Raw genomic sequence first — 21,395 nt, forward strand, 5'->3', positions numbered from 1 at the left:
TGAGTGGCGTTTAAGCGCGGGGCAGGGCGCCGAAGTGCCCAGACTGTTTTTACTGCTTGATCGCAAACGTCACGTTGACGGTGACATTGTAGCTGTTTTCGCCGCCCTGAACCGGAACAGCAGCGACATCGGAGGCTTCCTTCATCATCGCTGCCCGATAGATCGGCTGCGGCATCGGACGGACGACATTCTCGCTGATCTCGATGATGCGGCCGACCTCGACGCCGGCGGCTTGGCTCAGCGTCTTGGCTTTCTTGATCGCGTTGGCGACGGCGTTCTTGCGGGCCTCCTCGAGGGCTGCTTCCGGCTTGTCGTTGGTGAACTGGATATCGCCGCCCTGATTGATGCCGAGCGTGACGGACTGGTCGATGATCTCGCCCAGCTTGGAAAGGTCACGGACGCGCACGGTGACCGAATTGCTGGTCTGGTAGCCGATCAGCTGCGGCGGCTGCGGCTGGTTATCGACCGGCTGCGGGTAATTGTACTGCGGCTGGATCGAAAAGCCCGAGGTCTGCAGGTCGCGCTCGGCAATGCCGCTCTTCTTCAGCGCAGCCAGCACCTCCTTCATGGCCTTGTTGTTCTCGTCTAGCGCTTCGCGGGCGGTCTTTGCCTGCTTGACCACGGCGAGATTGACGACGGCCATATCGGGAGCCAATGCCGATTCGCCTTCTGCGGATACGTTGATGACCGCTTCGCGCGGCTGATTCTCTTCCGCCAGAAGCGGAGCGGATGCCGCGAGCGGCAGGCTCAGAAAGGCTGTCAGAAGGGCAGTCTTGGTGTAGTTCGGCGCCATGTTTGTTCCTCGGCTGTTTGCGTCCCTGCGAGCTTTGTGTCTGCGGATTGTGAAGCTATTGCGGCAATAGCGCGCATGAGAATTTCCCTACTATAAATAATGGGTTCGACCAAAGGGTGTGGGGGAAGAAACAACGCATGGTAGATGGTGGCGGCATATGGCAGTTGCCCGCGATTAAGCATCACCTTATAAAGAAGTGCATTTCCATCTCATACTGAAGTTCCGCCTTTATGAAACTTGGTGCCTATGTCATCAACCTGAATCGCTCCATCGTCCGGTGGGAACAGCTTTCGCGAAAAGCCAATTCGCTGGAGCTCGATATCATCAGGATATCCGGCGTGGACGGTTCGCAGATCCAGCCGCACGACAAGGCGGATATCAACCAGCGGCAATTTCTTCTTCGCAACGGCAGGAACTATCTGCCGGGCGAGCATGGTTGCCACCGCAGCCATCTCAAGGCGCTTACCGAGTTTCTAAACAGCAGCAATGATGCCGCCATCATCATGGAGGACGATGTCGAGCTGCAGGCCGATCTGATGCGGCGCGCGGAGGCGGTGCTTGCCACCGTTCCGAAGGCGGAGCTGGTCAAGCTTCTCAATCACCAGTCCAATGGATTCAGATACAAGGCGATGACGAAATATCGCGATATCGTCGGCCGCTGCGTTCACGGGCCGCAGGGCTCGGCGGCCTGCTATCTCGTCACCCGATCCGGCGCGGAGAAGCTGCTGCGAACCATGTCCGTCATGGTCTATCCCTTCGATGTGGCAATAGAACGCGGGTGGTCGACCAAGGTTAATACCTTTACGCTCAAGGACAATCTGTTAGAGCTAGGGCCGAACAGTCACGAGACGGCGATTGCGACGAAGCTCGACTACAGGCGGCAGAAATTCACGGGAATACGCCGCTCCGTCACTCATCTGCTTCGCGCCGCCGATTATGCTAGAAGGGTACGGTATTCTCTATGGTAGCGAGCGAAGAGCCGATTGCCACGCCTTCCCACCTCAAGCCCGTCCTTGTCATCCTGTGGCTGCTGTTGATTTCGGCTCCCATTGTGGAAAGCGATACCTATCGCTATGCGGCACTGCTGCTGATCGGGACGACCTACGCCTATTTCAAGCCGAATTTTCGCCTGTTGAAGGGTGACTGGCTGGCGAATGCCTGTCTTGCCTGGGGTGCCTATGCGCTGCTGCGCTTCCTCTTCGGCCTGATCGTCGACGGCGAGAAGGGTGCGTCCGATTGGCTCTACGCCTTTCCGCTGTTTTTCCCGGCTGTCGGCATCGCGCTCTTTTCCAGCCGGAAACATGTCGAAACGGTCTTTGCGATCTATTTCCCGGTGGCACTGGCCGCCCTGCTGATCTCTACCGACTACCGGCTGATACTGGAAGGCGACGACCGCATTTCGCCACTTTACCACAACAACCTGATCCATGGCGCGATCGGCTGCGGCTTCCTGATGATCGGCGCCTTCTACTGGCTGCTGCATGCCTGGGAGACCGGCAAACTCGCGCGCCGTTCCGGCAGCTGGATTGTTGCCGTCGCAACGCTCGTCATCGCGCTCTGCCTTTTCAATATTTATGGCTCGAAGGCAAAAGGCGTCTGGCTGAGTCTCGTCCTCGTCGGGCCTCTCATGCTCGCTTCACTGCTGCTTTATGCAAACAGGCGCCGGGCCGCGCTGGTAGGGGCTGCTGTCCTCGCTCTCATCGCAGCGGCACTTTTTGTCGGCGGCGATGATATCTGGAGGTTTGCCGGCCCGACCTATGAGGCAACCGCACGGATCGAGACTGAAATCTCGGCGCATGGCGTATGGAATGCCGTTAGTTCCGCGATCGCGTCGAAAGATACGCCGGAGTCGATGAGCGAGCGGCTGCAGCTCTGGGCGAACGCCTCGGAAGTGATTGCCCAGGCGCCACTTTTTGGTGCCGGCAACCACTGGCTCACGCTCTGGAGTTCGACCACTTATGCGGGCGTGCCCTATACGCTGCTTCACAATGGCTATTTCGAAATGCTCGTCCGCCACGGGCTGTTCGGCATTATCGTTTTCGCCGTTCTGGCGGTCGCCATGTACAGACGCGTCGTGGCCGCGTGGAGGGAGAAACTGATCAGTCTCAGCGCTTTGCTGGCCTATACCATGATCACACTGTTCTTCCTCGGAACCATTCTGTCCAATTCCAACAATCGGCTGGCAATCGGCGAATCGTTCTTCTTCGTGTTTTCCGCCGTCGCGTTTGCCTGCGGGATCATGTTGAAGAAGGGGGAGGTCAGGCAGGAGGCCAGCATGGTCGCCGGTGATCGGAAGGCTGCCTGAGAGGGCGATGAAAGCCCGACCCAAAAGGGATTGCTGAGCGCTCCTGCGTTGGAGCGCCCGCGTTGTCAGATACCGAAATCGTCCAGAAACGAAGGATGGATGGCGGTCTTCCTTGCCTCGCGCGCATCACGATAGCGCTGCTGGGCAGAACCGAAGCCATTAACGATCCGTTGCATGAAGCCGCTTTTACGGCGTTTAAAAATCAAGTGCATAGCAAGCTCACTTTTCTTATTTTTGTTAGCCGGCGAGCATATAATTTGTGCGTGATGCTGTAACAATGGGCATTTTGGCATGCCACCTATGCAGAATATGACAGTGATGTGACAGCGGCGCGGCCTCAGGCCGCCCCGCAACAGGCTGAGGACCTTCCTCTCACCGTCGATGGTATCGGCTATGGCGGTACTGTAAGATGCTGCCGCTGTCGTCCTTTCGGGGGAAGAGACTGGCATGGAGCGCCGCCTTGCAGCTGTCCTGATTGCCGACGTCGTGGGCTATGGCCGTCTAAGCCAGGTCGACGAGGAGGGGACGCGTCTTCGTTTCCAGGCGGACCTGAGAGAGATTGTCGAGCCTTCGATAGCCGAGCATAGCGGGCGCTTGGTCAAAACCATGGGGGACGGGCTGCTGGTCGAGTTTCACAGCGTCGTCGACGCCATGCGCTGCGCAGTGGACGTGCAGAAGCTGAAGGCGAAGCATAATGCGGAGATCCCGGCCGATCGGCGTCTCGATTTCCGCATCGGCATCAACCTTGGTGACCTCATCGTCGAGGGTGACGATATTCATGGCGATGGCGTCAACCTGGCCGACCGCATGCAGTCGCTCGCTGAACCCGGTGGAATAGCGATCTCAGGCCCAGCCTACGATCAGGTGAAATCGAAACTCGACGTCGGTTTCGTCTCGCTCGGCGAGCAGAGGGTCAAAAGCATTGCCGAGCCCGTGCGAGTCTATCGTGTCGTGTTCGGCCCATTGGCGGCAAACAGAGCTGCCAACGCCCGCCGATATCCTGGCCGCTGGCGCATCGCAGCAATAGCCGTTGCGATCCTTTTCATTCCGGCGGTAGCGGCCCTGTGGTGGCAGCCATGGGTGCTGCTCGAAACCCCATCGTTGACCCAGCGCTTTGCCTATCCTTTGCCCGACAAACCTTCCGTTGCCGTATTGCCATTCATCAATGTCAGCGGCGATGTCGAGCACGATCATCTCGCCGAAGGTCTGACGGATGACCTGATTACGGAACTGTCGAAAGTCTCCGGCCTCTTCGTCATCGCGCGCCATTCCGTCTTTGCGGTGCGCGACGATGGCGGCAAGATACAGGATGTGGCGGCCGAACTCGGTGTCCACTATGTGCTTGAAGGCACGCTGCAGCGCGCAGGCTCGCGATTGCGTATCAACGTCAAACTGATCGATGCGCTGACCGGGCTTTCCCTCTGGGCCGAGCGCTATGACCGCGAATATGCCGACCTCTTCGCAGTTCAGGATGACGTGATCGGCAAGATCATCGCAGCGCTTGCCATCAGGCTGAGTGAAGGCGAGCGCACGCAATTGGCGCAGATCCCGACGGAGAATCTCGAGGCCTATGATTACTATATGCGCGCCGAGCAGGCGGGTCTCACCTATGGAGACGTGGTGACCTATCGCGAGGCGCTGTCCTATTATCAGAAGGCGATCGACCTCGATCCGAATTTTGCCGATGCGCATGCAGGGATCGCGCGGATCGCCGTCGATGTCTGGCGCAACGATTACAATATCCTCTGGTCGGCCGCCGTGGCCCGCAAGATCGCCTATGACGCTGCAGGGCAGGCATTGAAGATCGATGCGAACAATGCGCGGGCGCATACCGTGCTTGCTCTACTGCAATTGGTCGATGGCCGCCAGACGGAGGCGCTGACATCGGCAAACCGTGCCGTGCAGGCGCAGCCGAGCGACGCTGAAGCAAATGGCAATCTGGCCCTCGTGCTCGCTCATATCGGCAATCATGACCAGGCGATCAGCGAAATAGAAAAGGCGCTGCGCTTCGATCCTTCGCCGTCGCCCGGCTTCCAGTTGCTGGCCGGTATCGTTTTCTACATCGTTGGAGACGAAGACCGGGCGATCTCGCTGATGGAGGCTGCCCGCGACGCGCTTCCCAAAGCGGAGGCTGCGCGCGAATTTCTCACGGCAGCCTACATCGATGACGGCGATAAGACGCGTAGCCTGCAGGAGAAGACGAAGCTCCTGGAGCTCTTTCCCGAAAGCAATCTGAACTATTACGGCTATCTCTACGACTACTGGCGCAAGGACGATCTGAACAAGCACTTGAGCAGGTTGCAGAAGGCCGGAATTCCCGACTGGCCCTTTGGGTTTCAGGGCAAGGAGGACGACCAGGTCACCGGCGAGCAGTTGCGGGATCTCATCAGCGACAAGACGTGGGCCGGCAAACACCGCAACGGCACACAATTCGTGCAGTTCTTCGACAAAGCCGGCAACACGGCCTATCGCAGCACCAATACCAACATAACAGGCACGGTCGAAATTCAGGGGGACTGGCTCTGCGAAAAGTTCCCGGGCTATTTCCTCGATCGGATGGTCTGCGGGAGCGTTTATCGCAATCACGCTGCGGAGGAACCCGGCGCGACATATGTTCATGTCACGCCGCAGGCGCTGAAATTCTTCTCGATCGGGCGCTGACGGCAAAGCCGGGATTGTCAGGAGACCAGCGGCCGGCCGTCTATTGAGCGGAGGGATGCTGCCAGTCTTTCTGCGCCTTCTCCGAGATCAGGATATTCTGCACCTGCGACCAGTGCTTCTGGGAGTCGACCACCTTGGTGGGGTTCTTCACCAGTCCCTCGGCGGCACCCGGATCATAGCTGATATAGAGCTTGCCTTCGATGATCCGCCAGGCATTCGGATCGATATTGGTGGTCACCGTTCCGAAGGACACGCCATCGGCGCAATAGCCGCCATATTGCGGGGCATACTTGCCGGGATCCTTGACGAACATGTCACGATGCTCGGCATTGGCGAAATACCAGGTCGCGCCCAGCCAGTGATGGGAATATTGCGGCGATCCTTCCACGGCTTTATCATCCGTGAAATAGGCGACCGGGTCATAACCCTTGATCGCCACCTCCCCAAAATAGCCGGTGTTGATGAAGTCTTCCGCTGTGGCCTCGTTTGCCAGCAGCAGGACGGCGATGCCGCCTGTAGCTGCAGCCTTCACAAATCCATTCCAGTGAGACATTTCAAAGCTCCCGTTTTCAGGCGCGGTCAAATCTGCTGCACGGTCATTTTCGCTTCGTGCATTCGTCATAGAGCCACTGACCCGTAAGGTCCGCTCCCTGACAGGCGGCGCCCGCTTTCAACAACAGAGTGACGGAATCCCAGTGCGATCGCCATCCGGCCTGGGTCACCGGCGTGTAGCCGTTTCTTTCCTTCGGCTCGACATCGGCCTTTTGTGCAAGCAGGAAAGCGATGACATCGGCATGGCCTTCCTCGGCTGCCGCATGCAGCGGCGTCATATGATAGAAGTTCTCGTGGTCGTTGACGGAGGCGCCTCTTGCGACCAGCAGTTCCACGATATCGAGATGGCCGCCATAGGCGGCCGCATGCAAGGCCGTCAGGCCGCCTTTGTTGCGGATGTCGATGTCGCAGCCCCGGTCGAGAAGAAGAGTGACGACATCGGCCTTGCCGGACAGGGCCGCAATCATCAGCGCCGGCTCGCCGGTATCGTCAGGCTCAGAGAGGTTTGCGCCCTGATCCGCAAGCTGCTTGACGCGCTCGACATTGCCTTCGCGCGCGGCATCGTGCAATGGGCCTGCCGTAGCAGCGGAGATCCCAAGGGCGAAACAGATGTAGCTGATCCAAAAGACATTCATCGCGCACCCCCGTCTTGCCATTTCTGGCTTCACAGCGCGAAAGCGTGGTTAAGCTATCATGAATATTATGGGGCGGCAATGAATGGCGATGTCATTCGCTGTATTGAGACCTAGCCAGGGCAAGTCTTACACTGGGATTGACGTAAACATCCAAGTGTATTCACATCAACGCTCGTGAAGACCGACCACGAGGGATGGTTGAAAAATAGCCGCCCCGAGTTCTAGTCTTCGGAGAGTTGGGGATTTCAATATGCCATTCTCGCCTCAACGTGTCTCGCTGAAAACCCGACGTCGTTGGGGACTGGGTTTGCTGTCACTGTCGATGGGTGTTGCTGACCAACGCGCGTTGTCCAGGGTAGCCTTTATCTTGTAAGAAGATACCGTGATCTTCCTTCCGCAGAAGAAAATGCTCGCGAGGGGTTATCACTCCCCCGGTGCATCCATTTGTGGAAGAATTCGCACAACCAAACGACGAATACTCTAGCTTCATGCATACTGTGATTATGGGTATTTTATACCTGTAAGATTCGGCAAGTTGAGTCGGGGGTATGGCCCCAGCAACGGCGAAGTCCATGGGTGTATTGTCAAACTGACAACGCGTAACGGTTTGAAAAGCAGTCGATGAGGGTTGAAAGGGTGCGCGAATGAATATGCAGGCTGCTAGTTCCAGCGCGAGACACCTTGGTGATAACTTAAGGACCTTCTCGACCATCCTGGATATGCAAGGCCTTCACGAATTATCGGATACGGTCCTGCAATTTGCTAGTTATTTCGAATCTGACTTTTCAGATCAGACAAGCGAGAGAGTGCTAAAGGAAATTCGTGCCTTAAGTGATCTACTGTTGGCTGAAGAAAGCCGGCTAGACGAAAATATCGTTCTCATGACGGACGCAAGGCCAGAAGGGGGGGAGACCTCGGGCCAACTGCTCGCCAACGTTGGGAGCGCCCTCAATTCGCTCCTGCGCGCCGTGGAAGTGATTGTTAAAAGGGAAGGGCGAGCGGCCGAGCTCGCGAAAATTCAACGCGCCGATAGATTCGCCGTCGCCACCCGCCTTAAAGAAATCATTCCGCAGGATCTGGTCGTTCCGTATGAGTACGCCATCGAAGAGGAGGTGCTGGTCGTCAAGCCCGCCGCTCCCATAAGCGATGTCGAATTGGCCTCCGATGCTCAGGACGCTCTCAAAGCTCTTACGGCGGATGCTGTTCACTTGGCCGAAACGATGCGAGAGAGCAATGTTAATCGGCACCTGCATGCTGCTCTAATCAGGTTGTCGGAACGACTTGCACAAGGGAGGGTCATCCCCATTGCGATGGGGGCATCCTCCTTCTTAGACGTCCTGAATGCGGCGAAGGAAGAGCTCGATGGCGTTCTGTACGAAGATCTGAGGCAATTGGCAGTCAACGCGCTCTCCTTCGCTCGTCAATTCCCGGAGTGGAAGCGATGGAGAGAGCGCGAAGCAGATGATCTCATTGATGAGAGCGATGAGGCGGACGTTGAAGCGCATGTTGAAGGGATCAGGGATGCCCTTGCTTCTCGCCCAGACCTCGTGGATCCCGAAGTTCCACGTAGCATCCAATTCCTGCTTGAGGCCTATAATAGCCCGGGTCGCTCATCCAAACGAGCCTTCTTCGCGCTGATCGCCTCGATTGAAAGCTTGTTCGTGGCCGTGGCGAGGTACGCGTATGATTTTGTCGACACCACGGTAAAAACGGTGTCGACCACGACCGCAAAAACGCTCGCCGCAACGATCAGCTTATACGTTGCTGGTTTATATCCAGTCTTCGAAAAGCTGCCAGCTTTTGTGTGGCTGGTTGAGGGCGCGAAGCTCCTCGCAAAATGGGTCGGACTATCGATGTAATTTGGCGAGCGCTCCACCCACCCATTAATTTGCTTTCGAGCGAGCTTCAAAAGATTTTCAAAAATTCCGGAACCTAGTGTCAAAATTCCGGTTTTTCGCGTCCGGCTACAGCTACATTAGCTCTTTGAAAAGATGAAAAACTGGTGGGCCCGGAGGGACTCGAACCCCCAACCAAGCGGTTATGAGCCGCCGGCTCTAACCATTGAGCTACAGGCCCGGCACCCAGGGTGCGGTCAGCCGGGGCAATGGCACCCGCGGCTTGTGTCCGCTTAACGCAAATCCGGGGCAGTCACAAGCCATGAGCGCAAGCATCTGTGGACGATGCATATTTCCGGTTTGCCCTCTGGAACCTTCGCGTGCGGGCTACATTTACTGCTGTCAGACTGGATCTGAAAAGGGCAATCGCAGAAATGGTGGCTTCCCAGGGTACCGTGGTGCTCATCGTCGAAGATGAGCCGCTGATCAGGTTCAATATTCTGGATGTGCTCGAAGAACTGGGGCATGTAGCGCTCGAGGCAGGGAGCGCGGATGAGGCGATGGTGCTTCTGAAGGCCCGAGACGATGTCGATATCCTCTTCACCGACGTCAACATGGCCGGTTCGATGGATGGCATCCAGCTTGCCAAGCGGGTGAGGGCGATGCGGCCCAATATCGGCATCATCATCACCTCTGGCCTTGTGCGGCTCGATCCCATGTCGCTGCCGGCCAACGCGGCTTTCCTGCCGAAACCCTATCGGCACGAGGCCTTGATTTCGGTGATCGCTTCCATGACGCGGTAGCTGCAGTCAAAGCGATCAATCGGGGCTCGCCATCGACGGCGGTGGGATGGGGGTGCCCGTTGCCCCGGTCAAGGCTTCGGTATCCTCGATCTGCTTGCGAGCCTGTTCGTTGGCCTTTGCTGCTTCGTCGCGCAGTTCGGTTTCGGCAACGTTCCAGTGGCGCAAATCTTCGCCATCCGGCCTGCCTTCCTGTTCCCAGATTGCGTAGGCGCGCTCGCGTACGCGGTCCTCGTTCCGGTCCGTCATGTCCATCTTCCCTGGTTTTTCGATCATCTCAAAACCAGTTGGGGAGCGGAATGTTCCGGCAAGGCGCCTGAGATCGGGAGGCGCAGCCGGGCCTGAAGGGGAGGTCTGCTTCAAGGCCCGGCCGCTGCCCCGGGGGAACCGTTAGAACATTTCCATTTTTCTTCGAGTCATGGAAATGCTCTACCTCTTTGTTTTCACGCAATTCCGGACGCAAAACGCTCAAGCACTTTGCTGGAATTGCTTAGTTGTAGCTGCTCTTCAGCAGGTCGTTTTCCTGATGTGCCTTCTTCTCGTAGATCGTGAAGAGAGCCATCGAGAGCAGATAGGAGAGGAAGGGGTCTCCCATCTGCGTGGCGATATCGCGGGATGCGAGGATATGTCGTTCCAGCGCGCCGATATCTTTTTGCACGGTGGTTTCGTTCAAGCGGTTCATGCTGCCATCTCCAGGAATTGGGTCACGACGGAACGTGTCGGGACGTAGCGGGTATAGAGGGGGGTATCGATGCCGAGGGATGCGCGCATCCTGTCCAGCACACGTTCGGAAACTTCGAAGGCGCCGCAGCAGACCGGATACTTGCCGTAGCCATCGGCGCGGCCGAGTTCATCGACTTCGGCGCCGGCGCGCTTGTAGACGCGCTTCAGGTGCGGCTCATAGTTTGAGATCATGGTGTGGATGCCGTGATCGAGGGCACATTCGCAGAGTGCGAGCAGCAGCATGGAGAAGGCGCGGCCGGTGTCGATGTCTGGGAAATCGGCTGATATCGCTTCCTCGTCGATGCACATGCGGGTGCCTTCCCAGATGCCGGGGGCGACGAGATTGGCTGCCTGCGGGAAGGTTGCGCGGAAGACGTCGTAAAGGAGGGTCGGTCCGGTCGTCGGCATCAGGCGCATGCCGCCGTAAAGGCGGGTGCGGGTTTCGTTGCACCAGACGAGATAGGCCGGGCAGAGCGAGTCATAGCTGTCGCGCTCGAAGGGGCCGATTACCGGTACGTTCCAGCCAAGGCTATCCGCGAAGACTTTCTTGCGCAGGCGGAACATCTGGTCGAGTATGAAAGCGTATTTCTGATACTCATGTGCCTGAATGATAACGAACATTTTGCCCTCCAGCGTGTTGGGTTCGTGAGGGCAGAATGGTTCAGAACGGCGGGATCGGAAATTCCCTCATATGGGTGCCTACAGATGAGCCCCCGCATATGAGGGGGTGCTTGGAGTCTTTCCTTGCCAGGATGATATCTGACCAGGAGTTTCTATGGATTGATGATACGCAGCTGCACGGCTCGCGAGGCGGCCGCGGAAATAGTGGCGCAGCCGAGCTTGAAGCGTGCGGTTTTCAGGTAGTCGCGGGTCGTATGCTCGGAAATGCCGAGGATGACGGCGATGTCTTTGTAGTCCTTGCCGAGTGCCGTCCAATGCAGGCATTCGATTTCGCGTGGGGAAAGCGTCGGCACCGGGTCGTTCTCGCCGTGAAGCTCGTAGATGGCCTTCCGATGGATGACATGGGCGAGTTCGATCCACTCATTGCGATAGAGCTTAACCATGGAGGTCCAGTCATCGAGCGGAATGCGGGCATTGATCGATAGCAGCGCGCGGCGCTGCGCCTTGTCGGCAACGGGGATCGAATAGCCGTTTCCGCCGATCCCGTGCTTCTGGGCGTCGACGAGCATGGCATAGGCTTCCGGTGTCGGCTCGACCTCGCTCCAGTCGAAGGGCAGCTGGCGCTCGAAGCCCTGTTTGACGATCGGATCGACCTTCACATAGCTGTTGAGCAGATAGCGAGACACCCAGGCATCCGGATAGGTGGTGCGCACAAAAGGGGCGTCTATCTTTGCCGCAATGGTCTGAGCAAGGTGATAGGTGACATAGTCGACGGCATATTCCGCCTGGAAAATGCGGATGGAAGCATCGACATTTTCCGCAGCCTTGATCTGTTCGAAAACAGCTTCGAATTTTTGCGAATGGCTATTTTCCGTCATCGTGCCGCCTGCCTTAAATCGTTCAATTTTATCGCGAGGAATGTCAAAAATACAAGGCATCCCCACATATGCGGGGAATGACTTTTCCAGATCCATCTGTTAGCGCCTTTTCCGGGGAGGCTCCAGATGGACAGCAAGAGAACGTTCGATATCGCCGAATGCCATCAGGCCGCCAAAGGGCTGAAATCGAGCTGGCAGGACATGGCTGGCTCCGAGGCGCTGATCCGCGCGCTCGTCGCCGAACGCAACGGCGATACGTTGCTTGCCTTGTTCTGGACAGAGGTTCACCGGACGCTCTGCGAAGAGAAATAGTCACTCCTTTGTCGTTACATCAGTTATGAATTCCTTCGATATGGACGGGACTGCCGAGCGCCCGCCGGATTGGCTGCTGCGCAGCTTCCGCGATGATTTCCGCGCGCAGCAAGGTATTTGGCGGTCCCGAAAAGCTCTCCTGCCATTCCTCCGCTTCGATCGTTTCTTCGGCGAGAATGCCTGACGCATCGAGCCGGACGATGTGATCGCTCATTGCGCCGCGAATATCTGCCGTTCCCGAAACTGGCCCCAAAATGGTCGTGCCCGAGGGAATATCGAAGGGCACTTGGAAACAGAGATCATTCGCCTGGCTGGAACGTGTGACATGGACGGTGAATTCGGTCATGGAGCGGCCATCGGCGAAGGTTCGGATACGTCGTGTAAAGCAGCAAGATGACAGGCATATCGCGAACGTATCTCACCGGCCATCAAGGCAGATGGCATATGAACACGTCTTCACATTCTTTCGTTAGATAATTGCGGTCTGGTATCGCAAGCAAGACGCTCGAAACAAAGTACAACAAAATATCCAGCATATTCGGGCACCTCACTCAAATATGCTTGACGGATCGTTACGCTGCAGCGCAGAGGTGTTTGTGGAAACGATTACACAGCAGGTTGTTGTATCATATTGGGAGGATGGCCGGTATTGCGCGGTGGACGCACAGCGCCTTGCGCGGAGACCGCGTGAAAGCCGCCCGATGGCGGCAAGGCCGGCCCAATGGAATGAAAATGACCGAAAAGCGTGTGCATCTGGTCTTCAAGACCCATCTCGACATCGGCTTTACGGATCATGCCGAAAAAGTCCGCCGTCAATATCACGAGCGCTTCATCCCGCAGGCGATCGAGACCGGCGCGCATTTCCATGCCGAAAACCCTGAAGAGCCGAAGTTCATCTGGACAACGGGCGCATGGCTGATCTGGGATCATCTGAATTCGCGCTCGCCGGCCGAGGTTGCAGCGCTCGAGCAGGCGATCGAGCGGGGACTCATCCGCTGGCACGGGCTGCCCTTCACCACCCACACGGAGCTGATGTCGTCAGACCTGTTTCGCGCCGGTCTTTCCTATTCGCAGGAGCTCGACCGCCGTTTCGGCAGGACGACGATTGCGGCGAAGATGACCGACGTTCCCGGCCACACGCTCGGCATGGTGCCTTTGCTGGCCGAGGCCGGCATCCGCTTCCTGCATCTCGGCGTCAACACCGCTTCCCCGCCGCCTGATGTGCCCGATGTTTTCCGCTGGCGCGCGCCAGACGGAGCGGAAGTCGTCGTCATGTACCAGCGCTCCTATGGCGAGACCTATTTCCCCGAAGGTTTCGACGACGGGCTGAGCTTTGCGCATACGCAGGACAATATCGGTCCGCAGAGCGTGCCGCAGACTGCCGAAGCCTATCGCGACATGCGCCGCCATGAGCCTGACGCGATCATCCGCGCGGCGACGCTGGAGGATTATGGTGCGATCCTCTGGGACAAGCGCGAGCGCTTTCCAGTGCTGGAGCTGGAGTTGGGCGACAGCTGGATCCATGGCAGCGCCGCCGATCCCTTGAAGACGGCGAAATTTCTGGCCCTGCAGCGGCTCTATGACCGTTTTGCCGGCGAGGGGCTCAATACGCGGCGGCTCGCCTTTGGGCGCGGGCTTGCCATGGTGGCGGAGCATACGTGCGGGGTGGATATCAAATCCTACCTGCGCGACGACAGGGCCTGGGCAAAAGCCGATTTCAAAACTGCTCGCAAAACGGACTACCGGTTCGCCTATACCGAGGCTTCGTGGGACGAGCAGCGCGGCTATATCGACCAGGCCGTCGCCGAACTCGATGCCGACGACCAGCAGCAGGCACAGGCTGTGCTTGCGGAGCTTTTTGCGCCGTCGCTCGTCGACAGCATGAGCCGTGAAACCCGTCTCAGCACCGGCGGCTGGTCGATCGAGCTGAATGAGGTGACGGGTGATGTCACGGCGCTCACATCACCGCAGGGCCGGCGGATCACCGGCCGTGCTGGCTCTCTGATCGCCTATCGCTATGAGAGTTACGACGCTGCAGACGTCAACAGGCATATGGACAGCTATCTCACTCATCGCCAAGAATGGGCGGTGCTGGATCACGACAAGCCGGGGCTTGGCCGTTCTGGTGCTGCGCTCTCCAAGGTTTTCGTGCCTGATCTTAAGAGTGCCGGCGAGGGAGGGCTTCTGCTGTCCATGCCCACTGAGGCCGTTGAACGCTTCGGCGCACCGCGCCAGCTTGCCGTTGCGTTTTCGGTCGATGGCGATACCTTGCAACTGCGACTTACGCTGCGCGACAAGCCGGCGAACCGCATGCCGGAGGCAAGTTTCCTTTCCTTTACGCCCGAGGATACAAAGGGCTGGGCTTTCAGGAAGATGGGTCTCTGGCACCCATCCGGAAATTTTGCCAGATCCGGTGGAGCGCAGCTTCAGGCCGTGACGGCAGTCCGTGGCGACTTCGAGGATGCTGGAGGGGATGCCGGGGCGCTCGTCATCGAGCCCCTAGACACGCCGCTGGTCGCGCCGCAGAGCTGGGATTTCATGAGTTTCTGCAAAGGTTTACCGGATTTTGAAGAGGGAATCCGCTTCAACCTGCAAAACAATAAATGGGGAACCAATTTCCCGATGTGGTGGGAAGGCGATTTCTCGGCCCGTTTCCGGGTCAGTTTGGAATAGCCGTGCGTTCAACCGGCCCGCGACACCTTTTGGCGTTGGTAGCCGAGAGCGGCCGGCCTGCGTGGTTTCGGCGCTTTCGGGCGAAATTTGACGAGGACTTCATTGCCATCCGTCGAGGCACGAGTGCGCTCTAGCCTCTCTCGTTCGGCCGTTGCCTGGAGCCAATGTTCGGCGTCGCGACCGTGCGGCCTGCCTTCCGCTTCCCAGATCGCATAGGCTCGCTTGCATATCCACTCATGCCGGGAGGTGTTGCTCATCGTTCCGTCCTTCTTGCGCCGATCTTTTTCCCGCGATCGATTCCACACGATTGGCCTCCCGCCAAAGGCGGTACCTCAAGCTGATCTTGTAGAAGGAGCCGGCAAAATATGCCGGCATTTCGATGGGGCCGCATGGCGTTTTGCCATGCTCACCGGAAGAACGATTTCACCCGAGATGTGTTCCCGACATATTCGGTGAAATTTCGCTTCAGGAGGCCGTAGAGGCAGGAGCGGTCATTCTGGGCGTGACCGCTCGCTGTTGGCTTCGTCGTGTTTGACGTTCCAGTCCTTATGCGACCTCTGGCCGGGCGGTGTGCGATGGATAGTGGCATCATCGGAATGGGTGATGTCGCGCGGCTTAGCGCTGGAGACGCCGTTGTTGCGGCGGCCCTCGTCCGAACGGGCGAACTGTCCTTCGGCATCTTTGCGGATTTTGTCTTTGCCGTTCACGATCCTGACCTACTCGCGGATACGGTCGGGCTGAACTGGCGGACGGCGCTTGGCCGCCATCAACAAGTCCAGCTCGACGGAAGACGGACCGAAACGCGTGAAGAGGCTTTCGGCCTGTTCGTTCTTGAGGCCGTATTTGGTGGCGAATTCGTGAAGACTATAGGGGCGGCCACGCAGGGTGCGGCTGCGTCGTTCAGGTTGGTGAATTTGCGTCATTGCTGATCTCCCCAGACTGCTTGCTGGGGAAAAACCGGTCAGCGCCTTAAAGGTTCCAAAATCGGCCTTTCCGATGCCGTCTACAGGCGAAGCCGCTGTTTGAGCCTGTCCCAGCAACAAAAAATGCCGGCAAGTCTCAATGAATTTCAATCGGTTAGAACTTGCCGCGAGCAGTGCGCTCAGAAATGGCTTTATCACGCCTGTGTTACTCTATAAAATGAATCGTGTATCCGGTCCGAAGGAGGAGCCGAGCTGTTGTTTCCGCGTCGATCCGGACCGGGTCTTGAGGAAGCTGGCTTAATCCACAGAGGAGACAGACATGATGAATGCACTGCCGCCACTTCACAACGGACATGCACCGTTTACCCTGCAGCAGCTCTTCCGCGAGGCGCTTTACGCCTATGAGGAATGGGACAGCGAATTGACGGAGCCGATCGTTACCTATGAAGGCAGGGTCATCCCGATCAGCTTCGTTTTCGAAGCCATGCGCGAATGCACCGATATCGTCCCGGCCAATATCGTCAGCGCCGTCACCGAACGGTTGACCAAGCCCTGGGAAGGCGAGGGACCGTTGGACCAGATGACCTTTTCCACGGCGGCGCGCGTGCTGCGCGTTCTGGTGCGCAAGCGCCTTCTTGCCAATGGTACGCCTGATATCGCAGCACTTTCGACGCGCGCATCCGAAGGCGAACCGCGCGAATAGCCCTACAGGATCGCGGCATTGGCCGCGATCCTCTCCCATTCGGGAACCGTGCTCATTTCCAGCCGTTGAAACAGGCAGAGAAGGAATGAGCACCATGTTGAAATCCATCCTGCAAGAAATCATCGGATCCGGCGTCCGCAAGCCTCATCTGCCGCGATCGCTGGAACAGTTCCTGGGCGAGAAGAATATCTTGATCGTCTTTGCCGACGCCGAGGACGACAGGCCGATCATTCAGGACGAATTGCTGCGCAAATCGCAGATGCGGCTGATCGAAGACGATATCGAGGTCTTCACCATTGCCGGCGGCGGTGCATTCTCCCTATTCGAGGATGGACATGACCTTGATGCCGACGATGTGCGCGAACAGCTTCAGGGGCCGCTCAGCGGCGAATTCGGGTTGGTGCTGATCGGCACGGACGGCAAGGTCAAGCTGCGCTCCAGCGAACCGATGAGCGCGGAGGAAATCAGCCGCGCCGCCGATATCCATTCACCAGGCCACTGATCTCTCAGAGTTCGAATGCTTCCTTGAGGCCGAGGCTCTTGCGTTCGCGCAGGTCGAGATCAGCCTCGATATGGGCGATATGGTGCAGCATCAGATGGCAGGCGCGGTCGAGTTCCTTGCGTTCGATCGCCTCGATGATGTCCCCGTGCTCGACATGGCCGCAGCTTGAGACCGTCGATTGCCCGTAAAGCGCGATCACCAGGGATGAGCGGGCGACCAGCTCTTCCATGAAGCGCTGCATGATCGCATTACCGGATATAGCCGCGAGCGTCAGGTGGAAATCGCCCGAGGCCTTGATCTCTGCCCGTCTTGCCGTCTGGCCGCGTTCGCTCATCAGCCGGCCTTCCTCCAAAAGCAATTGCTTCAGGTGCTGGATATCGGATGGTGTGATGCGGGCGGCAGCTTCCCGCAGGATGCCGGGCTCGACCAATCGGCGGGCGGCAAAAATCTGCCGGGCCTCTTCCGGGGAGGGATAGGCGACGAAAGCCCCGCGGTTCTTTTCGACGCTGACGAGACCTTCATAGGATAGCGCCTGCAAGGCAGCGCGCGCCAGCGTGCGGCTGACATTGAAGAGATTGCCGACATCGCTTTCCGACAGTTTCGTGCCGGGGGACAGCCGCCGCTCGACGATCGCGTCCCTGATCGCATCGCGGATCTGCGGGACGCCCGTATCCTGGGCATCGTCTTGGCTCATGGCGCTGGCGGCAGATTTCATGAAATCGGTTTCCTTGATGTCAGTAAAACCATAGCCGTCTTCGTCTCAAAAGTTAAACGGATTTTGTGAGCAGAATTTAGTCAGAATTGTATACGATTTTCTGCACGAATTGAGCACGAAAGCCCATTTTGTGTGCAGCGCGAAAAATGTCCGCTCTTTCGCCAGGGGGCATTCTGTCATGAAAAATTCATGATTTGCAAGGGTTTGGAATGCGCCCATTAAATTGGCACGGCAGATGCATCGTCATTCTCGAACAGAGGAAGACACGATGTCGAAAGCGGCAGAGATCGATATAGCATCCGTTTCCAAGGTCTATGGCGCGACCACCGCAGTGCATGCCATCAGCCTTAAAATCCCGGCAGGTTCCTATTGCTGCTTCCTGGGTCCTTCAGGCTGCGGCAAGACCTCGACGCTGCGCATGATCGCCGGTCACGAGACCATTTCATCGGGCGATGTCCGCCTCGGCAACGTCGTCGTCACCGATTTCCCGCCGGCAAAGCGCGGCACGGCGATGATGTTCCAGTCCTACGCGCTGTTTCCCCATCTCGACCTTATCGACAATGTTGCTTTCAGCCTGAAGATGAAGGGTGTCGACAAGGACGAACGTCGCGCCAAGGCGCTCGACATGCTGAAGCTCATGCAGATGGATGGCTATGCAGCCCGCCGACCGGCGCAGCTTTCGGGCGGCCAGCAGCAGCGCGTGGCGCTGGCGCGTGCGCTGATTACCGATCCGGAAGCTTTGCTGCTCGACGAGCCGCTCTCCGCGCTCGACCCGTTCCTGAAGATCCGCATGCGGGCGGAGCTGAAGAAGCTGCAGAAGACGCTCGGCATCACGTTCGTGCATGTGACGCACAGCCAGGAAGAGGCGATGGCGCTCGCCGACCTGATCGTCATCATGAATGACGGGCGCATCGAACAGGCCGCTGCACCGCGCGACGTTTTCGAGAAGCCGGCAACTGCCTTCGTTGCGCGTTTCATGGGCGATCATAACGTGCTCTCCGGCCGGGTGACATCGAGCGAGAACGGCGTTGTCGTGATGCAGGTGCCGGAGGGGCAGAGCTTTTCCGTGCGCGGGACCGGCAGGGAGATCGGCGAGCCCATCGATATCGGCATCCGCACCGACCGCGTGCGCCTCCAGGTGGCGACCGAATGGACCCTCGGCTTCAACGGTATCGTCTCCAACATCGAATATCGCGGCTCCTCGGTGAAGATCACCGTGTTCGGAGCCGGAAGCGACGACTTCACCGTCATCGCAAGTGACAGCGACTATTTCGCAAAGCCGGTCTCGGTCGGCGATGCGGTGTCTCTGAGTTGGGCTCTGGAGGACGCCGTCCTCCTCGGCCGCGTTTCCGCGTGACCTTCAGCATCAAAAAAAGGGGAACTGCCATGACGACTGAAACGAAAACCACGACTAAAGCGGAAAAGGGTATTTCCCGCCGCTCGCTCCTGAAGACGGGTGCTGCCGCCGTCGGCGCCATTGCCGGCTCGGGCGCCATCACCGGCTTCCCAACCATCTGGGCGCAGACGAACATCACGCTTCGCCAGTTCGGCACCGGCGTTTCGAACATCAATGCGATCGCCGAGAAGTGCAAAGCCGATCTCGGCATCACGCTGGAGATGACGGCGACCGATTCCGATGCCGCTGCCCAGCGCGCCGTCACCCAGCCCGACAGCTACGACATTGCCGATATCGAATACTGGATCCTGAAAAAGGTCTATCCGGCCGGCGTCATCCAGCCGATGGATGTGAAGAAGCTGAAATATTACGACCAGGTCGTGCCGCTCTTCAAGAACGGCAAGCTGAAGCCAGACAGCGTCATTGCCCAGGGCACGGCGCCGCACACCGTTGGCTATGTCGAAAGCAAGGATGCCAAGACTTTCGCCAAGGGGGAGACCGAGCTCTTCACCATGATGCCGACGATCTACAATGCCGATACGCTCGGCATTCGCCCCGACCTCGTCGGCCGCGAGATCACCACCTGGGCTGATATCATGGATCCGAAGTTCAAGGGCAAGACCTCGATCCTCAACATCCCGTCGATCGGCATCATGGACGCCGCGATGATCATGGAAGCTCTGGGCAACATCAAATATGCCGACAAGGGCAACATGACCAAGGCGGAGATCGACAAGACGATCGAGTTCCTGATCAAGGCAAAGCAGGACGGCCAATTCCGCGCCTTCTGGAAGAGCTTCGACGAATCGGTCAACCTGATGGCATCGGGCGAAGTCGTCATCCAGTCCATGTGGTCGCCGGCCGTCGCCGCCGTCCGCTCCAAGGGCATTGCCTGCAAATATCAGCCGCTCAAGGAAGGCTATCGTTCATGGGGTGGCGGTCTCGGCCTCGCCGCGCACCTCAAGGGCGCGCAGCTCGACGCCGCCTACGAGTATATCAATTGGTACACCTCTGGCTGGGTCGGCGGCTATCTCAACCGTCAGGGCTACTACTCCGCTTGCATGGATACGGCCAAGAACTTCATGACGGCAGACGAATGGGGCTATTGGATCGAAGGCAAGGCGGCGCAGGGCGATATCCTTTCGCCGGAAGGCAAGGTCATGGAAAAGGCTGGTGCTGTTCGCGATGGCGGTTCGTTCGAAGAGCGCATGGGTCATGTGGCGTGCTGGAACTCCGTCATGGATGAAGACCGCTACATGGTCCGCCGCTGGAACGAATTCATCGCGGCGTAAAGCTGGGTCGGCGTTTGCCGCTTTTCCCCTCCCCAACCCTCCCCACAAGGGGGAGGGAGCACGGCGAGGGCGCGGCATAAAACTTCCTCCCCTTTGTGGGGAGGGTTGGGGAGGGGTCTTTGACGACCTCTCCTTTCTTCCTTGATGAACGAAAGGACCAGACATGGCCACGATCGCTTCAGAGCAGACGATACCGGCAGCGGAGATGCCCAAACGCGCCTTCCGGCTTGCGCCATGGGCGATCTCCTATCTGCAGGCCACGCCGCTGATCGCCATCCTCGGCTTCTTCTTCATCCTGCCGATCGCCATGATCGCGGTCGTCAGTTTCTGGGATTATGATTTCGCCGGCCTCTATCCCGATTTCCTGACCATGAACTACACCGAGACGCTCGGTTCATGGGTGACGTGGAAGACCTATCTCAACACGCTGAAATTCACTGTCATCGTCTGGGCGCTGACGCTCTTCATCGGCTTCTGGGTCGCCTATTTCCTGGCCTTCCATATCCGCAAGACCTCGACGCAGATGATCCTCTTCCTCGTCTGCACCGTGCCCTTCATGACATCGAACATCATCCGCATGATCTCGTGGATCCCGGTGCTCGGCCGCAATGGCCTCGTCAATTCGGCGCTGGTGCAGATGGGCATCGTACCGCAGCCGGTGGAATGGCTGCTCTATTCGGATTTCGCCGTGGTGCTCGCCATGGTGCATCTCTATACGCTGTTCATGGTGACACCGATCTTCAATACGCTGATGCGCATCGACCGTTCGCTCTTCGAAGCGGCGCGCGATGCCGGTGCTTCCGGCTGGCAGGTTTTGTGGAATGTGGTGATCCCGCTTGCCAAGCCTGGCATGGCGATCGGCACGATCTTCGTTGTCACGCTTGTCATGGCGGATTTTTCCACCGTGCAGGTCATGTCGGGCGGGCAGAGTGCTTCGGTGGCGCTGATGATGAAGAACCAGATGTCGTTGCTGCAATATCCGGCCGCTGCCGCCAATGCGGTCGTGCTGCTGGCAGTGGTGCTCACGATGGTCGCCGCGATTCTGCGCGTCGTCGATATCCGCAGGGAGCTCTGAG

At 58.2% G+C, this 21,395-nt stretch carries 25 protein-coding genes and 1 tRNA gene; 12 read left to right on the forward strand and 14 right to left on the reverse strand.

Going from position 1 to position 21,395, the window contains the following annotated elements:
• Positions 1-49: 49 nt before the first annotated feature.
• Entirely contained in the window at positions 50-793 is a 744-nt protein-coding gene (locus FHT87_RS16565) for an SIMPL domain-containing protein (RefSeq protein WP_183731326.1), read from the reverse strand.
• Positions 794-1,023: 230 nt separating this feature from the next.
• Between FHT87_RS16565 and FHT87_RS16570 the strand changes: the two genes are divergently transcribed.
• Positions 1,024-1,761 carry a glycosyltransferase family 25 protein gene (locus FHT87_RS16570; protein WP_183803310.1) on the forward strand — a complete coding sequence of 246 codons (738 nt, stop codon included), beginning with the start codon at positions 1,024-1,026 and terminating at the stop codon, positions 1,759-1,761.
• Positions 1,755-3,098, forward strand: coding sequence for an O-antigen ligase family protein (locus FHT87_RS16575; RefSeq protein WP_183803312.1), 1,344 nt, complete (start codon positions 1,755-1,757; stop codon positions 3,096-3,098). The genes FHT87_RS16570 and FHT87_RS16575 overlap by 7 nt, the downstream gene beginning before the upstream one ends.
• Before the next feature lie 65 nt (positions 3,099-3,163).
• Here the strand turns inward: FHT87_RS16575 and FHT87_RS16580 are convergent, their stop codons facing one another.
• Complete coding sequence (locus tag FHT87_RS16580) at positions 3,164-3,547, reverse strand: hypothetical protein (protein ID WP_183732827.1); 384 nt, start codon at positions 3,545-3,547, stop codon at positions 3,164-3,166.
• Between FHT87_RS16580 and FHT87_RS16585 the strand changes: the two genes are divergently transcribed.
• Entirely contained in the window at positions 3,546-5,759 is a 2,214-nt protein-coding gene (locus tag FHT87_RS16585) for an adenylate/guanylate cyclase domain-containing protein (protein ID WP_183803315.1), read from the forward strand. The two genes, FHT87_RS16580 and FHT87_RS16585, sit on opposite strands and share 2 nt — an antisense overlap.
• Positions 5,760-5,799: 40 nt before the next feature.
• Here the strand turns inward: FHT87_RS16585 and FHT87_RS16590 are convergent, their stop codons facing one another.
• Positions 5,800-6,312 (reverse strand): YHS domain-containing (seleno)protein, encoded by a 513-nt coding sequence (locus tag FHT87_RS16590; protein WP_183803318.1) that lies wholly within the window; start codon positions 6,310-6,312, stop codon positions 5,800-5,802.
• A gap of 43 nt (positions 6,313-6,355) precedes the next feature.
• Complete coding sequence (locus FHT87_RS16595; protein WP_183803321.1) at positions 6,356-6,946, reverse strand: ankyrin repeat domain-containing protein; 591 nt, start codon at positions 6,944-6,946, stop codon at positions 6,356-6,358.
• A gap of 644 nt (positions 6,947-7,590) precedes the next feature.
• Between FHT87_RS16595 and FHT87_RS16600 the strand changes: the two genes are divergently transcribed.
• Positions 7,591-8,805, forward strand: coding sequence for a hypothetical protein (locus FHT87_RS16600; RefSeq protein ID WP_183803324.1), 1,215 nt, complete (start codon positions 7,591-7,593; stop codon positions 8,803-8,805).
• Positions 8,806-8,946: 141 nt separating this feature from the next.
• On the opposite strand, the gene FHT87_RS16605 is transcribed toward FHT87_RS16600, so the two are convergent.
• Positions 8,947-9,022: transfer RNA gene (locus tag FHT87_RS16605), tRNA-Ile, on the reverse strand.
• A gap of 193 nt (positions 9,023-9,215) precedes the next feature.
• Here FHT87_RS16605 and FHT87_RS16610 point away from each other — a divergent pair.
• Entirely contained in the window at positions 9,216-9,584 is a 369-nt protein-coding gene (locus FHT87_RS16610; protein WP_183804008.1) for a response regulator, read from the forward strand.
• 15 nt (positions 9,585-9,599) lie between these two features.
• On the opposite strand, the gene FHT87_RS16615 is transcribed toward FHT87_RS16610, so the two are convergent.
• From FHT87_RS16615 to FHT87_RS16630, 4 genes are all read right to left on the reverse strand, one after another.
• Positions 9,600-9,830: a DUF2934 domain-containing protein gene (locus FHT87_RS16615; RefSeq protein ID WP_246699614.1), complete on the reverse strand. Its 231-nt coding sequence runs from the start codon at positions 9,828-9,830 to the stop codon at positions 9,600-9,602.
• Between the two features lie 241 nt (positions 9,831-10,071).
• On the reverse strand, positions 10,072-10,263 hold the full coding sequence (locus FHT87_RS16620) for a hypothetical protein (RefSeq protein ID WP_183731300.1): 192 nt from the start codon (positions 10,261-10,263) through the stop codon (positions 10,072-10,074).
• A complete protein-coding gene (locus FHT87_RS16625; protein WP_183731297.1) occupies positions 10,260-10,925 on the reverse strand; it encodes an acyl-homoserine-lactone synthase in 666 nt (221 codons plus the stop codon). Before FHT87_RS16625 ends, FHT87_RS16620 begins: the two co-directional genes overlap by 4 nt.
• A 152-nt stretch (positions 10,926-11,077) precedes the next feature.
• Entirely contained in the window at positions 11,078-11,803 is a 726-nt protein-coding gene (locus FHT87_RS16630) for a LuxR family transcriptional regulator (RefSeq protein ID WP_183731294.1), read from the reverse strand.
• 126 nt (positions 11,804-11,929) lie between these two features.
• Here FHT87_RS16630 and FHT87_RS16635 point away from each other — a divergent pair, with 126 nt between their 5' ends.
• Positions 11,930-12,115: a hypothetical protein gene (locus tag FHT87_RS16635; RefSeq protein WP_113300036.1), complete on the forward strand. Its 186-nt coding sequence runs from the start codon at positions 11,930-11,932 to the stop codon at positions 12,113-12,115.
• A gap of 19 nt (positions 12,116-12,134) precedes the next feature.
• Here FHT87_RS16635 and FHT87_RS16640 read toward each other — a convergent pair whose 3' ends face one another.
• Positions 12,135-12,461 (reverse strand): hypothetical protein, encoded by a 327-nt coding sequence (locus tag FHT87_RS16640; RefSeq protein ID WP_183731292.1) that lies wholly within the window; start codon positions 12,459-12,461, stop codon positions 12,135-12,137.
• Between the two features lie 386 nt (positions 12,462-12,847).
• Between FHT87_RS16640 and FHT87_RS16645 the strand changes: the two genes are divergently transcribed.
• Positions 12,848-14,788, forward strand: a complete 1,941-nt coding sequence (locus tag FHT87_RS16645) for a DUF5054 domain-containing protein (RefSeq protein WP_183803327.1) — start codon at positions 12,848-12,850, stop codon at positions 14,786-14,788.
• Between the two features lie 8 nt (positions 14,789-14,796).
• Here the strand turns inward: FHT87_RS16645 and FHT87_RS16650 are convergent, their stop codons facing one another.
• The 3 genes from FHT87_RS16650 to FHT87_RS16660 form a co-directional block, all read right to left on the reverse strand.
• Positions 14,797-15,045, reverse strand: coding sequence for a DUF2934 domain-containing protein (locus FHT87_RS16650; protein ID WP_183731286.1), 249 nt, complete (start codon positions 15,043-15,045; stop codon positions 14,797-14,799).
• A 234-nt stretch (positions 15,046-15,279) separates the two neighbouring features.
• Entirely contained in the window at positions 15,280-15,495 is a 216-nt protein-coding gene (locus FHT87_RS16655) for a hypothetical protein (protein ID WP_183731284.1), read from the reverse strand.
• A gap of 9 nt (positions 15,496-15,504) precedes the next feature.
• A complete protein-coding gene (locus FHT87_RS16660) occupies positions 15,505-15,711 on the reverse strand; it encodes a hypothetical protein (protein ID WP_183731281.1) in 207 nt (68 codons plus the stop codon).
• Positions 15,712-16,030: 319 nt separating this feature from the next.
• Between FHT87_RS16660 and FHT87_RS16665 the strand changes: the two genes are divergently transcribed.
• Positions 16,031-16,414, forward strand: coding sequence for a hypothetical protein (locus FHT87_RS16665; protein WP_183731278.1), 384 nt, complete (start codon positions 16,031-16,033; stop codon positions 16,412-16,414).
• A gap of 94 nt (positions 16,415-16,508) precedes the next feature.
• Positions 16,509-16,916, forward strand: coding sequence for a DUF4174 domain-containing protein (locus FHT87_RS16670; protein ID WP_183803329.1), 408 nt, complete (start codon positions 16,509-16,511; stop codon positions 16,914-16,916).
• Between the two features lie 4 nt (positions 16,917-16,920).
• Here FHT87_RS16670 and FHT87_RS16675 read toward each other — a convergent pair whose 3' ends face one another.
• Positions 16,921-17,631, reverse strand: a complete 711-nt coding sequence (locus tag FHT87_RS16675; RefSeq protein ID WP_183731272.1) for a GntR family transcriptional regulator — start codon at positions 17,629-17,631, stop codon at positions 16,921-16,923.
• A gap of 268 nt (positions 17,632-17,899) precedes the next feature.
• Here FHT87_RS16675 and FHT87_RS16680 point away from each other — a divergent pair, with 268 nt between their 5' ends.
• The 3 genes from FHT87_RS16680 (at position 17,900) to FHT87_RS16690 (ending at position 21,394) form a co-directional block, all read left to right on the forward strand.
• On the forward strand, positions 17,900-18,988 hold the full coding sequence (locus FHT87_RS16680; RefSeq protein ID WP_183731269.1) for an ABC transporter ATP-binding protein: 1,089 nt from the start codon (positions 17,900-17,902) through the stop codon (positions 18,986-18,988).
• A gap of 29 nt (positions 18,989-19,017) precedes the next feature.
• Entirely contained in the window at positions 19,018-20,319 is a 1,302-nt protein-coding gene (locus FHT87_RS16685; RefSeq protein ID WP_183731266.1) for a PotD/PotF family extracellular solute-binding protein, read from the forward strand.
• Positions 20,320-20,482: 163 nt separating this feature from the next.
• Complete coding sequence (locus tag FHT87_RS16690) at positions 20,483-21,394, forward strand: ABC transporter permease (protein WP_183731263.1); 912 nt, start codon at positions 20,483-20,485, stop codon at positions 21,392-21,394.
• Position 21,395: the final 1 nt, after the last annotated feature.

Source organism: Rhizobium sp. BK316 (assembly GCF_014193695.1).
Classification (GTDB): domain Bacteria; phylum Pseudomonadota; class Alphaproteobacteria; order Rhizobiales; family Rhizobiaceae; genus Rhizobium.

Bases quoted from the DNA above. Each gene is read 5' to 3' on its own strand.
- FHT87_RS16635 (WP_113300036.1), top strand. From the start codon at position 11,930: ATGGACAGCAAGAGAACGTTCGATATCGCCGAATGCCATCAGGCCGCC.
- FHT87_RS16595 (WP_183803321.1), bottom strand. From the start codon at position 6,946: ATGAATGTCTTTTGGATCAGCTACATCTGTTTCGCCCTTGGGATCTCC.
- FHT87_RS16685 (WP_183731266.1), top strand. From the start codon at position 19,018: ATGACGACTGAAACGAAAACCACGACTAAAGCGGAAAAGGGTATTTCC.
- FHT87_RS16665 (WP_183731278.1), top strand. From the start codon at position 16,031: ATGATGAATGCACTGCCGCCACTTCACAACGGACATGCACCGTTTACC.
- FHT87_RS16680 (WP_183731269.1), top strand. From the start codon at position 17,900: ATGTCGAAAGCGGCAGAGATCGATATAGCATCCGTTTCCAAGGTCTAT.
- FHT87_RS16575 (WP_183803312.1), top strand. From the start codon at position 1,755: ATGGTAGCGAGCGAAGAGCCGATTGCCACGCCTTCCCACCTCAAGCCC.
- FHT87_RS16585 (WP_183803315.1), top strand. From the start codon at position 3,546: ATGGAGCGCCGCCTTGCAGCTGTCCTGATTGCCGACGTCGTGGGCTAT.
- FHT87_RS16670 (WP_183803329.1), top strand. From the start codon at position 16,509: ATGTTGAAATCCATCCTGCAAGAAATCATCGGATCCGGCGTCCGCAAG.
- FHT87_RS16625 (WP_183731297.1), bottom strand. From the start codon at position 10,925: ATGTTCGTTATCATTCAGGCACATGAGTATCAGAAATACGCTTTCATA.
- FHT87_RS16590 (WP_183803318.1), bottom strand. From the start codon at position 6,312: ATGTCTCACTGGAATGGATTTGTGAAGGCTGCAGCTACAGGCGGCATC.
- FHT87_RS16675 (WP_183731272.1), bottom strand. From the start codon at position 17,631: ATGAAATCTGCCGCCAGCGCCATGAGCCAAGACGATGCCCAGGATACG.
- FHT87_RS16565 (WP_183731326.1), bottom strand. From the start codon at position 793: ATGGCGCCGAACTACACCAAGACTGCCCTTCTGACAGCCTTTCTGAGC.
- FHT87_RS16570 (WP_183803310.1), top strand. From the start codon at position 1,024: ATGAAACTTGGTGCCTATGTCATCAACCTGAATCGCTCCATCGTCCGG.
- FHT87_RS16610 (WP_183804008.1), top strand. From the start codon at position 9,216: ATGGTGGCTTCCCAGGGTACCGTGGTGCTCATCGTCGAAGATGAGCCG.
- FHT87_RS16620 (WP_183731300.1), bottom strand. From the start codon at position 10,263: ATGAACCGCTTGAACGAAACCACCGTGCAAAAAGATATCGGCGCGCTG.
- FHT87_RS16690 (WP_183731263.1), top strand. From the start codon at position 20,483: ATGGCCACGATCGCTTCAGAGCAGACGATACCGGCAGCGGAGATGCCC.
- FHT87_RS16615 (WP_246699614.1), bottom strand. From the start codon at position 9,830: ATGACGGACCGGAACGAGGACCGCGTACGCGAGCGCGCCTACGCAATC.
- FHT87_RS16645 (WP_183803327.1), top strand. From the start codon at position 12,848: ATGACCGAAAAGCGTGTGCATCTGGTCTTCAAGACCCATCTCGACATC.
- FHT87_RS16640 (WP_183731292.1), bottom strand. From the start codon at position 12,461: ATGACCGAATTCACCGTCCATGTCACACGTTCCAGCCAGGCGAATGAT.
- FHT87_RS16630 (WP_183731294.1), bottom strand. From the start codon at position 11,803: ATGACGGAAAATAGCCATTCGCAAAAATTCGAAGCTGTTTTCGAACAG.
- FHT87_RS16660 (WP_183731281.1), bottom strand. From the start codon at position 15,711: ATGACGCAAATTCACCAACCTGAACGACGCAGCCGCACCCTGCGTGGC.
- FHT87_RS16600 (WP_183803324.1), top strand. From the start codon at position 7,591: ATGAATATGCAGGCTGCTAGTTCCAGCGCGAGACACCTTGGTGATAAC.
- FHT87_RS16580 (WP_183732827.1), bottom strand. From the start codon at position 3,547: ATGCCAGTCTCTTCCCCCGAAAGGACGACAGCGGCAGCATCTTACAGT.
- FHT87_RS16650 (WP_183731286.1), bottom strand. From the start codon at position 15,045: ATGAGCAACACCTCCCGGCATGAGTGGATATGCAAGCGAGCCTATGCG.